Raw genomic sequence first — 13,692 nt, 5'->3', positions numbered from 1 at the left:
ACCGTCGGAGAGCGGCGGCGGGGCGGGGGTGCGGTCCGGTCGGGGTCAGAGGAGGTCGAGGGAGGCCGCGAGGTCGTCCAGTTCGTCCTGGCCGATCGCGTCGAGCGTCAGGCCGGAGGCGGACGGGGCCGCGGGGCCGGTGCGGTCGGCGTGGACGACGAGGGCGGCGAGCATCCGGAACCAGTCCTCGGCCAGCGCCCGGACCTCCGCCCCGTCGTGGACGCCGTCGGCCCAGGCCCAGTCGGCGTGCAGGACGGGTCCGTCCGCCGACTCCAGGACGAAGGCGTTCACCTCGACGGCGTGCGCCATCGGCATGCCCGGGCCGGGGGCGTCGAGCCGGGCCCCGTGGGCGGGCAGCAGCTGCCAGTCGCCGCCGCCCGGACCGCCCAGCCGTCCCAGGTAGTTGAAACCGAGGCCCGCGGGTTCCGCCGCGGCGAGCTCCTCGCCGACGACCGGGTCGAGGTGGCGCAGCAGGCCGTACCCGATGCCCTTGCGCGGGACCGCCCGCAGCTGCTCCCCGACCCGCCGCAGCGCCTCCCCGGCGGTGGGGCCGCCGTCCTCGGCGTCCGCCGCGTCCAGGCCCTCCAGGGCGAAGCGGACGGGGAAGAGGGTGGTGAACCAGCCGACGGTGCGGGAGAGGTCGGCCTCGGCGCCGATGTCCTCCCGGCCGTGGCCCTCCAGCTCCACCAGGACCTCCGGGCCGCAGGGCCGCCACCGGGCCAGGGCCAGGGAGAGCCCGGTCAGCAGCACCTCGTTGGCGTCGGCGCCCAACCGGTCGGCCACCGACGTCAGCAACGGCCCGGCCGTCGCCGCGGGCAGGCTCAGGGCGAGGTGCCCGGCGCGGTCCTCGTGGTCGCGGGCCGGGTCCAGCGGGCGGCGGCCCGCGATGCCCGCGCCCGGCCGCACCACACCGCTCCAGTACGGGGCCTCGGCCGCGGTCCGCTCCCCGGCCGCCTCCGCGGCGAGCAGCTCGGACCAGCGGCGGAACGAGGTGGCCACCGGATCGAGGGCGCCGGCGGGGGCCCGCCCGGCGGCGACCGCCTCCCAGGCCCGGGCGAGGTCGCCGGTCAGCACCCGCCAGGAGATCCCGTCCACGACCACGTGGTTGACGACCAGGGCCAGCGCCCCGGGCAACCCGGCCCCGGCGTCGAACCAGACGGCCCGCACGATCACCCCGTCGCGCACCGAGAGCCGGTCGCGGGCCGCGCGCACCTCCCGCCCGACCTCCTCGACGGTGGCCTCGCGGCCCTCCGTCGCCACCCGGCGCAGGCACTCCGCGGCGCGCACCGACCCGGCCGGGCGGGTCCGCCAACCGGAGCCGTCCCGGACCGCGCGCAGCATGTCGTGCCGGTCCAGGACCGCCTGGAGCACCTCGGTCGCGCCCTGCGCGGTCAGCCCGGCCGGGGTACGCACCACCAGGTACTGGTGGTAGCGGTCGGCCGGCCCGCCGCGCCCGTCGAGCCAGTGCATCACCGGCGTCGGCCGGACCGGTCCGACCCCGTCGCCGGCGCCCGGCCGGGCGGGCCGGTCCAGTGGCCGGGCGGCGGCGGCCAGGGCCGCCACGTCCGGCAGGGCCAGCACGTCCCGGACGGTGACGCGCAGCCCGGCCCGGCGGGCCGCGCCGACCACCTGCACGGCGATGATGCTGTCACCGCCGAGCCGGACGAATCCGTCCTGCGGGCCGACCTCCGGGATCCCGAACAGGTCCGCCAGGACACCGCACAGGATCCGCTCCGCCTCGGTCACGTCGATTCCCCTCATGGTCTTCCTCGTTCTCGTTCTCCGCGGCCCTCCGCGGGCTCGTCAGACGGCGGTGCCGGCCGGGGCGAACAGCGCCCGCAGCGCGGCCCGGTCGACCTTTCCGTTGGCGGTCACCGGCAGGTCCTCCACGGACCGGAAGTGCCGGGGCACCATGTACGCGGGCAGGTGCGCCGCGCACGCCGCGGCCAGCTCCTCGGGCCCGGGGCCGTCCGCCCCCGTCCGGGTCCACACGGCCGCGAGCCGGCGCGAGCCCGCGACCTCCACCGCCACCACCACGGCCCGGCGGACCCCCGGGACCGCGCCCAGGACCGCCTCGACCTCGCCGGGCTCGACCCGGTACCCGCTCACCTTGAGCTGGTCGTCGGCCCGGGCCACGAAGTGGAAGTCCGCCCCGTCGAACCGGACGACGTCCCCCGTGGCGTACGTGCGGCGCGGGGTCCCGTCGCGGTGGGGCAGGGTCCGGAAGCGGGCCGCGGTCAGCTCCGGGTCGCCCAGGTAGCCGAGGCCGACACCGCCCCCGCCGACGACCAGCTCCGCCTCCTCGCCCGCCGCGAACGGCCGCAGCACGCCGTCCGCCTCGCGCAGCAGCTCCGCCCCGGCGACGGCACCGCCGATCGGCGGGTGCTCGGGCCAGGACGCGGCCTCCCGCGGGTCCAGCCGGTACTGCGTGACCACGTGGGTCTCGCTGGGCCCGTACTCGTTGACCAGGGCGACCCCGGCGGAGGCGCAGAACTCCCGCACCTCGGAGTTGACGACGAGGCGCTCGCCCGCGACCGCGATCTCCCGCAGGTCGGGCATCGCGTCCGGTTCGAACACGGCGGCCGTCGCCAGCGCGTGCAGCCCCACCACCGGCAGGAACAACCGGGCGACGCGGTGTTCGCGGATCAGGTCCATCAGCGCGAAGGGGTCCTGGCGCTCCTCGTCGGAGACCACGACCAGCGCGGCCCCGGCCAGCCAGGTGGTGACGATCTCCTCGTAGCCCACGTCGAAGCCGATCGAGGCCGCCTGGAGGGTGTGCGGCGGGCGGTCGTGGGCCCAGTGCCGCACGTGCCAGTCGCCGAGCGCGGCCAGCACCGACGGGGGGACGGCCACCGACTTGGGCTCGCCGGTCGATCCGGACGTGGGGATGACGTACCCGATGCTCCCCTCGCGCAGCTCCGCCGGCGGGGCGCCGCGCAACTCGCCGAAGGTCACCTCGGCGGGGCCGAGCCCGGTCGGCGCGGTGCGGTCGGGACGGACCAGCAGGGCGCAGGGCCGGGCGATCCGCGCGGCCCGCGGCGCGGGCATGCCCGGGTCGACGCAGACCACGCCCAGGCCGGCCCGCCAGGCGCCGAGCACCGCGACGCAGCGCTCCCAGGACCGTTCGCCGTGGACGGCGACCACGTCGTCCGGTCCCAGGCCGCGGGCGGCGAACCCGCCCGCGATCTCGGCGGACAGCCGGTCGAGTTCGCCGTACGTGCGGGCGACGCCGCCGTCGACGACGGCCACCGCCGAGGGGTCGCGCCGGACGGCGCGGATCAGGGGCCGGACGAGCGAATGCCGCGGTCCGCGGGCCTCGTCGGTGTGCATGGACGTCCCTTCCGGGGAGGGTGCGGGGAGGGGGAGGAGGGGTACGGGCGGGACGGCGGGCTCAGCCATGCGGTGCCGTGCCGTGCTCGTCGATCAGCGCCGCCAGCCGGTCGAGGCCTTCCTCGATCAGGGCGGGGTCCAAGGAGCTGCACGACAGGCGCAGTTGGCGCCCGGCCCGCTCGTGGCCGCTGAAGTGGCGCATCGGCGTGAACAGCACCCCGTGCCGGACGGCGGCCTCCTCGACCAGGGCGTCGGTCACCGGGAACGGCACGTCGAGCACGACGAAGAAGCCGCCCGTGGGGGCGACCCACCAGACCCCGGGCACCCCGGCGAACCGCCGGTGCAGCCCCTCGAGCAGATAGCGCAGGTTGCGCCGGTAGACGCCGATCTGGCGGCGGTTGGCCTTCAGCAGGCTGCCGCCGTGCTCCAGCAGCATGCCGCCGACCAGCGCCTGCGCCACCGGCGGGGTGTTGACGGTCAGCATGCTCTTGGCCCGGGCCAGTTCGTCGGCCAGCAGGGCCGGACCGCCCGCCCCCGTGACGCGCTGGTCCGCGACGGCGAAGCCCACCCGGGCGCCGGGGAAGCAGGTCTTGGCCAGCGAGCCCAGGTAGACGACCCGCTGCCCGGTGTCGAGGGCCTTCAGCGTCGGCGGCCGGGAACCTTCCGTCATCCGGAAGTACCCGTACGGGTTGTCCTCCAGCAGCAGCAGGTCCTCCTGCTCCGCGACCTCCAGCAGCTCCCGGCGCGTCTGCGTCCCCAGGGAGTGGCCGCTCGGGTTGGAGAAGTCCGGCACCAGGTACAGCGCCCGGGGGCGCTCCCCGGCCGCGCGGACCTCGCGGATCCGCTCGCGCACCTGCTCCGGGCGCACCCCGCGGGGGCCCTCGGGCACCGACCGCACCGGGAGGTCCAGCAGCCGGGCCGCACCCGTCAGCCCGACGTACGTCGGGTCCAGCGCCAGCACCACGTCCCGCGGGCCGGCCTTCAGGGCGCGCAGCACCAGCCACAGCGCCTCCTGCGCCCCCACCGTGACCAGGACGGCCTCCGGGTCGCAGACGATGCCCTCGTCCCGTTCGAGGTGACGGGCGATCAGCTCGTGCACGACGCCCTTGGTGCGGCCGTACTGGAACAGCTCCCGCCGCACCCCGGCCCCGTCGTAGCCCTTGTCCGCGGTGAGGTGGTGGATGTACGCGTCGAGGTAGCGGTGCAGGTCGGACGGGTCGAAGAAGTCCTCCGTCGGCCGCCCGGGGGCGAAGGAGACCGCCTCGGGGAACCGTCCCGCGATCTCGTTGAGGAAGGTCATGGACAGCAGCGCGGGGTCCGCGAGGGACGCGTGCAGGTCGGCCCGGTCCAGGGCCACGGCCGTGGGCGTCACCGGCCCGCCCCCAGCGTCGTCAGCCAGGGCGCGTCGGCGGGGGTGTCGCAGCCCGACAGCTCCAGGGCGGAGCGCAGTTCGGCCGCCAGCAGTCCCAGCACCCGGGACACGCCCTCCGCGCCGTCCGAAGCCAGGCCCCACAGGACGGGACGGCCCAGCAGCACCCCGTCCGCGCCGAGCGCCAGGGCCTTCAGGACGTCGGTGCCGCTGCGGATCCCGCTGTCCAGGAGCACCCGGCAGGACGGCGGGACCGCCTCCCGGACCGCGGGCAGCATGTCCGCGCTGGCGACCGCGCCGTCGAGCTGGCGGCCGCCGTGGTTGGAGACGACGACGGCGTCCGCACCGGCCGCGGCCGCGATCGCGGCGTCGCCCGGATCGAGGATCCCCTTGACGATCAGCGGCAGGTCCGTCCGCTCCCGCAGCCGGGCCAGGTCGTCCCAGCCCAGGGCGCGGGCGAAGGTCTCGGCGGTGTGCTCCGCGACCGCGCACGTCCCGGCCCGGCGCTCGGCGGCCCGGCGGGTCGTGGCGGGGTCGAGGTGCGCGGCCGCCACGCCCGCCGGCAGGGCGAAGCCGTTGCGCAGGTCGCGCAGGCGCCGGCCCATCGAGGGGACGTCGACCGTGACCATCACCGCGGCGCAGCCCGCGTCCTCGGCGCGCCGCACCAGCTCGGCGGTGAGTCCCGGGTCCCGCTGGCAGTACAGCTGGAACCAGGTGACGCCGCCCAGCGCCGTGACCTCCTCCACCGGCACGCTGCCCAGCGTGCTCAGGGTGAACGGCACCCCGGCGGCCGCCGCCGCGCGGGCCGTGGCCAGCTCGCCCTCGGGGTGGAGCAGCCGCTGGTAGGCCATCGGCGCGACCGCCACGGGCAGGGCCGCCCGGCCGCCCGGGAGTTCGGCCGAGGTGTCGCGGGCCCCGGAGCCCGACAGGACGCGCGGGACGAGGCGGATCCGGTCCAGGGCGGCCCGGTTGGCGGCCAGGGTCAGTTCCTCGCCGCTGCCTCCCGCGACGAAGTCCCAGACGTCCGGGGGCAGCGCCCGGCGGGCGGGGCCGGCGAAGTCCTCCAGCCGGACCGGGACCGGCGCGGTGTCGTGTCCGGCGCTCACCGCAGGACCTTCCCGTCGCCCAGCCGCTCGGCCTCGACGGCCTCGTACAGGGCCTTGATGTTGCCGTTGCCGAAGGTGCGGGCGCCGAACCGTTCGATCACCTCGTGGAAGAGGGTGCGGCGCGGGTGGGTGGAGCGGGTGAAGATCTGGAAGAGCTGCCCGTCGTGGTCCTCGTCGACCAGGACGTCGATGCTCCGGAGCTCCCGCGTGGAGTGCCGGGCGAGGTCGAGCCGGTCCGCGAGCATCGTGTAGTAGGCGTCGGGGACGCTCAGGAACTCCACGCCGCGCTCGCGCAGCGCGGAGACCGCCCGGACGACGTCCCGGGAGGCGAAGGCGAGGTGCTGGACGCCCGCGCCGCCGTGCTCGGCGAGGAACCGGTCGATCTGCCCCGGCTCGCGGGAGGTGTCGGGCTCGATCAGGGTCAGGGTGACCTCGCCGGAGGCGCTCTGCACCACCTTGGAGTCCATGGCCTGCGCGCCGACCCGGATGAGCTCCTGGAAGATCATGCGGAAGCCGAGGACGCGGGTGTAGAACTCCACGGTCCGGGCGAGTTCCCCGGCGGGCAGGCAGACCGCGAAGTGGTCCAGTTCCTCCAGGAGTTCGCCGTCCGCGTCCGGTGCGGCGGCGTCCGGCAGCGGGGTGAAGCCCGGGGGCAGCCCGGCCGGGTCAGGCTCGACGAGGGTGTGCACGACGTCGCCGAACCCGGCGACCACGGCCCGGGTGCGGCCGTCGGGGTGCCGGTGCGGCACGGCCAGGGGGACCGCCCCGCGGGAGACCGCCTCGTCGAAGACGGCGGTCACGTCGGGCACGCTCAGCGCGATGTCGGCGACGCCGTCGCCGTGGGCCAGGACGTAGGCGGCGCCCGGGTGGTGCGGCGAGCGGGCCTGGGTGAGGACGAGGGAGATCCGGCCCTGGCGCAGGAGCAGGGACTCCGCGTCGGCCGACGCGGCGCGGGCGACCGCACGGAAACCGAAGCGGTCGGTCAGCTCGGCCGCCGCCGACGGGAGGTCGGCGACGTAGGACTCGACGTGGCTGATGCCGAAGGCGGGGGAGAAGGTCATGGAGCTGCCGTTCGTCATGGGGCCGCCGTCCCTCGCGGGGCGGCGGACGGGGAGGGGGCGGGGGCCGCGTCGGCCCCGGCCGTCAGGGAGGCGATCCGGGCGGGCAGGCGCCGCCACACCTCCGGGGTGTAGAAGTGGCCGCCGGGCAGGACGTCGTGGCGGAACGGGCCGTCGGTCAGCGCCGCCCAGCGCGGCCCCACGTCCTCGCCGATGACCGGATCCGCGTCCCCGGAGAACACCTGGAGCGGGACGCCGGTCCGGGCGCCGGGGGTGTGGGCGAAGGTGTCCCGGGCGGCCAGGTCGGCCCGCATCAGCTCCACGGCCATCTCGGTCAGCTCGGGCTCTTCGAGGACGTGCTCGGGCAGCAGGCCGTGGGTGCGCATCCAGCCGAGCAGCTCGTCGTCGCGCTGTCCCTGGGCCAGGAACCGGTCCCGGTCGGTGACCCCGCGGTCCGGGGCGTTGCAGGCGGAGACGACCAGGGCGCGCGGCGCGGGCGCGCCCGCCGCGGCGAGCCGCACGGTGACGTCGAAGGCCATCCAGCCGCCCATGCTGTGCCCGAACAGGACGTACGGTCCCTGCCCGGCCACCGCCGCGACCCCGGCGGCGGCGTCCGTCGCGAGCTCGTCCCAGGTCCGGGCGAACTCCTCGGCGAACCGCCCCTCGCGCCCCGGATAGCAGACGGCCACCAGGCCGGCGCCGTCCGGCAGGGCCGGGATCCAGTCGTGGAAGGTGGCGGTGCCCCCGCCGCAGAAGGCGAGGCAGACCAGGGTGGGCGCGCCCTCCCCGGTCTCCTTCAGGCGCACCGCGGTGGTGTCGAGGACGTTCACGAGGCCTCCCCGGCGGCCGGGGTGCGCACCGACCGCGCGTGCCGGGCCAGGTCCGCGAGGACGGGGAAGCGGTAGACGTCCTTGGTCCGCAGCGCGATCCCGGCGTCCTTCTTCAGTCGGGACACCACGCGCAGCGCCAGCAGCGAATGGCCGCCGAGCGCGAAGAAGTTGGCCTCCGCGTCGACGCCGTCCCGGCCGAGGACCTCGGCCCACACGGTCGCGATCAGCTCCTCCAGCGGGCCCTCGGGGGCACGCCCGGAGGACTCCGGCCCGGTCGCGGGGGCCGTCGGCAGCGGTGGCAGCGCCTCGGTGTCCACCTTGCCGTTCGGCGTCAGCGGGAGCGCGTCGACCGTGACGAGGACGGACGGGACGAAGTGCGCGGGCAGCGCGGCCCCGCAGTGCCGGCGCAGCTCCGCGTCGGTCACCCGGGCCCCGGGGGCCAGGACGCAGTACGCCGCGAGGAGGGTGTCGCCGTCCGGCCCGGTCCGGGCCACGGCGACGGCCGCCTCCACCGCGGCGTGGCCGCGCAGCCGGTCCTCCAGCTCGCCCGGCTCCACCCGGAAGCCGCGGACCTTGAGCTGCCGGTCGGTGCGGCGCAGGAACTCCAGACCGGAGCCGGCCCGCCGGCGCACCAGGTCGCCCGTGCGGTACATCCGGCCGCCGTCGGCGGCGAAGGGGTCCGCGACGAACCGCGAGGCGGTCAGCCCGGGCCGGCCGACGTAGCCGACGGCCACGCCCGGACCGGCCAGGTACAGCTCGCCCGTGTCGGCCGGCCGCAGCCGCTCGTCGAGGACGTGGGCGCGGACCCCGGCCAGCGGCTCGCCCAGGTGCGGGGCGGCCCCGGTGATCCGGGTCGCGGTGGCGTCGACGGTGCACTCGGTCGGGCCGTACAGGTTCCACGCCTCCACGGCCGGGTCCTCGGCCAGCGCCCGCCACATCGGCACCGGCACCGGCTCGCCGCCCAGCAGCAGTCGCAGCGGACGCCCGGGCCGCAGCCGCGGACCGGTCAGCTGCCAGTGCGAGGGGGTGCAGTCGAGGTCGGTCACGCCGTGCGCGTCGAGCAGCGCGTCCAGCCGGGCCGGGTCCGTGCGGTCCTCGTCGTCCAGGACGACCAGGGTGTCGCCGCGGCACACGCGGACCCACTGCTGCACGGACGCGTCGAAGGACAGGCCGGCGTTCCAGGCGACCACGCGGTGGCCGGACGGGAGGACGCCCCGCTCCTCCAGGCCCGCGACGAGGGCGGCGACGCCGCCGTGCGTGACCTCCACGCCCTTGGGCGGACCGCTGGAGCCCGAGGTGTGGATGACGTAGGCCGCGGTGGCCGGGTGTCCGGCACGGCCGGACGGCTCCGCGCCGGCCCGCGCGGCGGGCGCCGCCGTGTCCGTCGCCGCCGTGTCCGTCGTGATCGTGACCGTCGTGTCCGGGTCCAGGACCGGCAGGCCCGCGGCCCACTCGGCCGCGGCCCCCGCCCGCCCGACCACCGCACGCAGCCCGGCGTCGGCCGCGACGCGCGCGAGCCGCTCCCCGGGGTACGCCGGGTCCAGCGGGACGTAGGCCGCACCGGCCCGCCACACCGCCAGCGGGGCCACGGCCCAGCCCGTACCGCGGGGCAGGTTCACGCCGACCCGGTCGCCCGGGCGGACGCCGAGCGCGCGCAGCGCCGCCGCCAGCCGGGCCGTGCGCCGGGCCAGCTCCTCGAAGGTCAGGGAACCGTCCGCGGCGTGCACCGCGGCCCGGCCGGGGAAGGCCCGGGCGGCGTCCAGGAACCGCTCCACCAGGTTCGTCGGCTCAGCCACGGGACACCGCCGCCACGGTTCCGGCGCGCGGGGCGACGGTCGGGGCGCAGTCCGCCACCGCGACCGGGTCGCCCATGGCGACGACGATCCGCCGGTCGCCGCGGAAGGGGTCGCGGCCGTGCGCGGTCAGGACGTTGTCGACGATCAGCAGGTCCCCCGGCTGCCAGGCGCGGCGCACGGTGGCCCCCTCGTAGGCGGCGTTGACGGCCGCCAGGTCCGCCTCCGTCAGCGGGACGCCGTCACCGAGACCCGTGTCGAACGGCAGCCCCTCCGGGCCGAGTTCGTCCAGCAGGACCTCGCGCAGCTCCTCGTCCAGCGAGAAGCGGTTCCAGAACGCCATGTGGTTGAACCAGACCTCGTCGCCGGTCCGCGGGTGGCGGACGACGCCCGGCCGCACCTGGCTGGTGCGCAGCGTGCCCTCGTCGTCCCAGGCACAGGCGATGGCGTTCTCGGCGCAGTACGCCTCGACCTCCTCGCGGGTGGTGGCCCCGAAGGCGGACTGCCAGGCGACCGAGAGGGTCTCCGAATAGGTGCGGGTCAGGACCCAGCCGGAGGCGCGCATCCGCTCGACCAGGGCGGCGGGGAGCGCGCGCAGCACGTCGCGGCAGTCGGTGACGGGGGTCGCGCCGCCCTCCTCGGGGGCGGTCAGGCAGCCGAAGAGCAGCAGGCCGGGGAAGGTCAGCGTGTAGCTGTTCTCGTTGTGCGGGCGGATCGCCTGCGCGGCGGGCAGGTCGGTGGAGGAGAAGACGCCGGAGCCGAAGTCGCTGCGGGGGGTGGCCTTCTCGCGGTACGGGGTGGCCCGGCGGACCAGCTCGTCGCGGACGACGGCGAAGTCGTCGACGTCGCGGACCGGCAGTCCGCTCACGTACACGGCCCCGAACCGGTCGAGCGCGGCGCGCAGTTCGGTCCGGTGCTCGGCGAGCCAGTTCCGTGCGGCGGCCGCGTCGGCCAGCTCGGGGGCGCGGACGGTGGCCGGGGCGCCGGGCTCGGTGAGCCAGTCGAGGACGCCCGCGAAGGGGACGGCCCCGGCGGCCGGTGCGGGGGTGGTCGGCTGCGGGCTCACGCGGCACCGCCCGCGGCGGGTGCGGCGTGCCGGAGCTCCAGGGTGCAGCACTTGACGCTGCCGCCGCCCTTGAACAGCTCGGACAGGTCGACGCCGATCGGGTGGAAACCGCGCTCGGCCAGCCGGTCCGCGAGCCCGCGGGCGGCCTCGGCGAGCAGGACGTTCCGCCCGTCGGAGAGCGCGTTCAGCCCGAAGACCTCGGCGTCCTCCTCCGTGGCCAGCAGCGCGTCGGGGTACAGCTCGCGCAGCACCGCCCGCGACTCGGTCGAGAAGGCGCCGGGGAAGTACATGATCTCGTCGTCGTCGAGCACGGCGAGGGCGGTGTCCAGGTGGTAGAAGCGCGGGTCGACCAGGGTCAGGCCCACCACCGGGGCACCGAGCACCCGTGCGGCCTCGGCGTGCGAGGCCGGGTCGGTGCGGAAGCCGGTGCCCGCCAGGATCCGGGACCCGGCGACCAGGTAGTCGCCCTCGCCCTCGTTGACGTGCTCCGGGGCGACCACCTCGGCGTAGCCGTTGGCCTCGAACCAGGCCTGGTAGGCGGGGGCCTCGGCGGCGCGCTCGGGGTGGCGGAAACGGGCCATCAGGACGCGGTCGCCGAGCACGGTGGCGCCGTTGGCCGAGTAGACCATGTCGGGCAGCCCCTCGACCGGGTCGATCAGGTCGACCGTGTGCCCGAGCTCCCGGTAGAGGGCGTACAGCCGCTCCCACTGCAGGACGGCCAGGTCGGTGTCGGTCGGCTTGGCCGGGTCCATCCAGGGGTTGATGCGGTAGTCGACGGTGAAGTGGGACGGGCGGCACATCAGGTAGTGCCGGGGACGGGCGGTGCGCTGGACGCTCACGGGCTCAGGCCTCCCCGAGCGCGGCGACCAGGGAGGCCGGGCGCAGATCGGTCCAGGTCTCCTCGATGTGGTCCAGGCAGTCCTGGCGGGCGGCCGGGCCGTGGGCGGTCGTCCAGCCGGCGGGCACCTCGATCGAGGCGGGCCACAGGGAGTGCTGGTTCTCCTGGTTGACGAGGACGAGGTAGGTGGCTTCGTCGTCCTCGAAGGGGTTGGTCACGGGTGCTCCTGTCACGTCGTGGTGGTGGATGTCGCGCCGGGGCGCGTGAGGCCGGTGGGTCCGGTGGCGAGGTGCCAGCCGTGGAAGGGGGAGGGGGGTGCGAGCGCGCGGCGGCAGATGGCCAGGGCGGCCTCCGCGGCGGTCGTCCCGGGGGTGGCCACGGTGAAGAGCCCGAGGTCCACGCCGTGCGGACCGCTCCGCACGCTGATGTGCTCCAGTCGCTCCTCCGGGCGGGCGGCGCCCCAGAGCAGGCGGAGCAGGCGGCCGTCGTCCGCGGGACCGGGGCCGGGCCCGGGCGGGACGAGGGAGACGAGGGTCAGCTCCACGCGTCCGGGTCAGTCCCAGATGAGGCCGTACGTGACCGCGCCCGGGGCGGCCGGGAGTGGCGTCGAGGCCGCCCGGACGCCACCGGCCCCGGCCGTGTCCGCACCGGACGGCCCGCCGACGGCGGCCGCGAGCACGGCGTGGGCGACGGCGAGGGCCGCGGCGACGGCCACGGCAGCGGTGCGGACCGGACGGACGGCGGTGTGGACGCGAGAAGTCATGGGGGTGCCCTCATCGGGAGTGGGGAAGGGGTGCCGAGCGGCACGCCTTCATCCTGGCCGCGGCGTCGACCCGGGGGAACGGGTTCAGGGGTGGCGGAAGCGGCCAGGACGCTTTGGGACAGCCGCCGTGGGTCACCCCCGGGCCGGCCTTCCCGCCGAGGTCCCGTCGACGGGCCCGCCGACTCCTGCCGAAGGCCTTGCCGAGGCCCCGTCGACGGGCGATCGAAGCCGCGTTCACGGACGATCGGAGCCGCGTTCACGGACGATCGAAGCCGCGTTCACGGGCGACCGGAGCCGCGTCGACGCGCGTAGAGGCCGCGTTTATGTCGCGTAGATCTCCGGCAGGCAGGCTGCTCGTGGATTGAGGGCGACCGCATGCGAAGAGGGGAATCGATGTCCGTGACGCTCGGCCTGGAGGAGTTCGACCAGACGGTGTACGAGGAGATGCTGGCCCGGCCCGAACTGGGCCTGACCGAACTCGCCGCCCGGCTCGGGACGGAGCCCGACCGGGTCCGCGACTGCCTCGACCGGCTGTTCGCACTGCGCCTGGTCCAGGCGTCCTTCGAGACGCCCGGCCGCTTCACCGTCGTCGACCCGGTCCTCGGGATGCAGCGGCTTCTGGACCAGCAGCACGAGGAACTGGTGCGCCGGCACCGCCAGGCCGCGGGCCACCAGCAGGCCCTGGTCCGGATCCTCGCCGGCGTCGGCTCCGGCGGCCGTCCGGCCGACGGCGTCGAGCGGCTGGCCGGACTCGACGCCGTGCAGCGGAGGTTGGAGCGCCTGGCGCTGGAGGCCGGGACCGAGGTGCTGACCTTCATGCCGGGCGGTCCCCAGTCCGCGGCCGCGCTGGAGGCCGCCGAACGCAACGACGCCCTCGTGCTCGGCCGCGGCGTCGCCGTTCGCACCATCGGCCTCGACCTCGTCCGACGGGATCCGGCCACCCTGCGTTACGGCCGGGCGCTGGTCGCGGGCGGCGGGGCCTTCCGCACGGTTGCCGCGCTGCCGACCCGGATGGTGCTGGTCGACCGGACCCACGCCCTCGTGCCCATCGACCCGGCGGACAGCCGCCAGGGCGCGCTGTTCCTCTCCGCGCCCGGCATGGTCGCCCCGCTGGTCGCGTTCTTCGAGCGGGAATGGGGAGCGGCCGTACCGCTGGGCACGGATCCGTCGGAGGCCGCGTACGTACCCACTGAGCAGGAGCGTTCCCTGCTGGGCCTGCTGGCCGAGGGGCACACCGACGAATCCGCCGCCGGACAGCTGCACATCTCGGCCCGCACCGCCCGGCGGATCATGGCCTCGCTGACCGAACGGCTGGGTGCCCGCAGCCGGTTCGAGGCCGGGCTGCGCGCGGCCCGTCTCGGATGGGTGTGATCCGGCCACGGCCCCTTCCCCGCGCTGCCCGGGCCCGGCCGGGCCGCCGCCGCGCCGCCGCGACCCACTCCGATGGCATGGCCATACAAACCGCTTAGGATGACGCTCCGTACATCGGCGGGCCAGGACGCCTGGGGACCGACCGCCGTGGGGAGCTGTGCGCGCGCA

The 13,692-nt window shown here is 76.4% G+C and carries 13 protein-coding genes; 1 reads left to right on the top strand and 12 read right to left on the bottom strand.

Going from position 1 to position 13,692, the window contains the following annotated elements; genetic code table 11:
• Positions 1–45: 45 nt before the first annotated feature.
• The 12 genes from ACZ66Z_RS03110 to ACZ66Z_RS03055 form a co-directional block, all read right to left on the bottom strand.
• A complete protein-coding gene (locus tag ACZ66Z_RS03110; protein WP_469932207.1) occupies positions 46–1,761 on the bottom strand; it encodes a condensation domain-containing protein in 1,716 nt (571 codons plus the stop codon).
• Between the two features lie 42 nt (positions 1,762–1,803).
• On the bottom strand, positions 1,804–3,330 hold the full coding sequence (locus tag ACZ66Z_RS03105) for an AMP-binding protein (RefSeq protein ID WP_469932206.1): 1,527 nt from the start codon (positions 3,328–3,330) through the stop codon (positions 1,804–1,806).
• 61 nt (positions 3,331–3,391) lie between these two features.
• Entirely contained in the window at positions 3,392–4,702 is a 1,311-nt protein-coding gene (locus ACZ66Z_RS03100; protein WP_469932205.1) for an aminotransferase-like domain-containing protein, read from the bottom strand.
• A complete protein-coding gene (locus tag ACZ66Z_RS03095; protein WP_469932204.1) occupies positions 4,699–5,805 on the bottom strand; it encodes an alpha-hydroxy acid oxidase in 1,107 nt (368 codons plus the stop codon). The genes ACZ66Z_RS03100 and ACZ66Z_RS03095 overlap by 4 nt, the downstream gene beginning before the upstream one ends.
• Positions 5,802–6,884, bottom strand: coding sequence for a 4-hydroxyphenylpyruvate dioxygenase (gene hppD, locus ACZ66Z_RS03090; RefSeq protein WP_469932203.1), 1,083 nt, complete (start codon positions 6,882–6,884; stop codon positions 5,802–5,804). The genes ACZ66Z_RS03095 and hppD overlap by 4 nt, the downstream gene beginning before the upstream one ends.
• Positions 6,881–7,693: a thioesterase II family protein gene (locus tag ACZ66Z_RS03085; protein ID WP_469932202.1), complete on the bottom strand. Its 813-nt coding sequence runs from the start codon at positions 7,691–7,693 to the stop codon at positions 6,881–6,883. The genes hppD and ACZ66Z_RS03085 overlap by 4 nt, the downstream gene beginning before the upstream one ends.
• Entirely contained in the window at positions 7,690–9,489 is a 1,800-nt protein-coding gene (locus ACZ66Z_RS03080; protein ID WP_469932201.1) for a non-ribosomal peptide synthetase, read from the bottom strand. Before ACZ66Z_RS03080 ends, ACZ66Z_RS03085 begins: the two co-directional genes overlap by 4 nt.
• A complete protein-coding gene (locus tag ACZ66Z_RS03075; RefSeq protein ID WP_469932200.1) occupies positions 9,482–10,552 on the bottom strand; it encodes a TauD/TfdA family dioxygenase in 1,071 nt (356 codons plus the stop codon). Before ACZ66Z_RS03075 ends, ACZ66Z_RS03080 begins: the two co-directional genes overlap by 8 nt.
• Positions 10,549–11,391, bottom strand: coding sequence for a dimethylargininase (gene ddaH / locus ACZ66Z_RS03070; RefSeq protein WP_469932199.1), 843 nt, complete (start codon positions 11,389–11,391; stop codon positions 10,549–10,551). The genes ACZ66Z_RS03075 and ddaH overlap by 4 nt, the downstream gene beginning before the upstream one ends.
• A 4-nt stretch (positions 11,392–11,395) precedes the next feature.
• A complete protein-coding gene (locus tag ACZ66Z_RS03065; protein ID WP_469932198.1) occupies positions 11,396–11,608 on the bottom strand; it encodes an MbtH family protein in 213 nt (70 codons plus the stop codon).
• Between the two features lie 11 nt (positions 11,609–11,619).
• Complete coding sequence (locus ACZ66Z_RS03060; RefSeq protein WP_469932197.1) at positions 11,620–11,934, bottom strand: hypothetical protein; 315 nt, start codon at positions 11,932–11,934, stop codon at positions 11,620–11,622.
• A 9-nt stretch (positions 11,935–11,943) separates the two neighbouring features.
• A complete protein-coding gene (locus ACZ66Z_RS03055) occupies positions 11,944–12,153 on the bottom strand; it encodes a hypothetical protein (RefSeq protein ID WP_469932196.1) in 210 nt (69 codons plus the stop codon).
• A gap of 393 nt (positions 12,154–12,546) precedes the next feature.
• On the opposite strand from ACZ66Z_RS03055, the gene ACZ66Z_RS03050 reads away from it, so the two are divergent.
• Positions 12,547–13,524 carry a LuxR C-terminal-related transcriptional regulator gene (locus tag ACZ66Z_RS03050; RefSeq protein ID WP_469932195.1) on the top strand — a complete coding sequence of 326 codons (978 nt, stop codon included), beginning with the start codon at positions 12,547–12,549 and terminating at the stop codon, positions 13,522–13,524.
• The last annotated feature ends 168 nt before the right edge of the window (positions 13,525–13,692 follow it).

The organism is Streptomyces sp. NPDC107498, from assembly GCF_055582805.1.
Note: the sequence above shows the minus strand (reverse complement) of the source record. Positions and strands in the feature narration are given on the sequence as shown.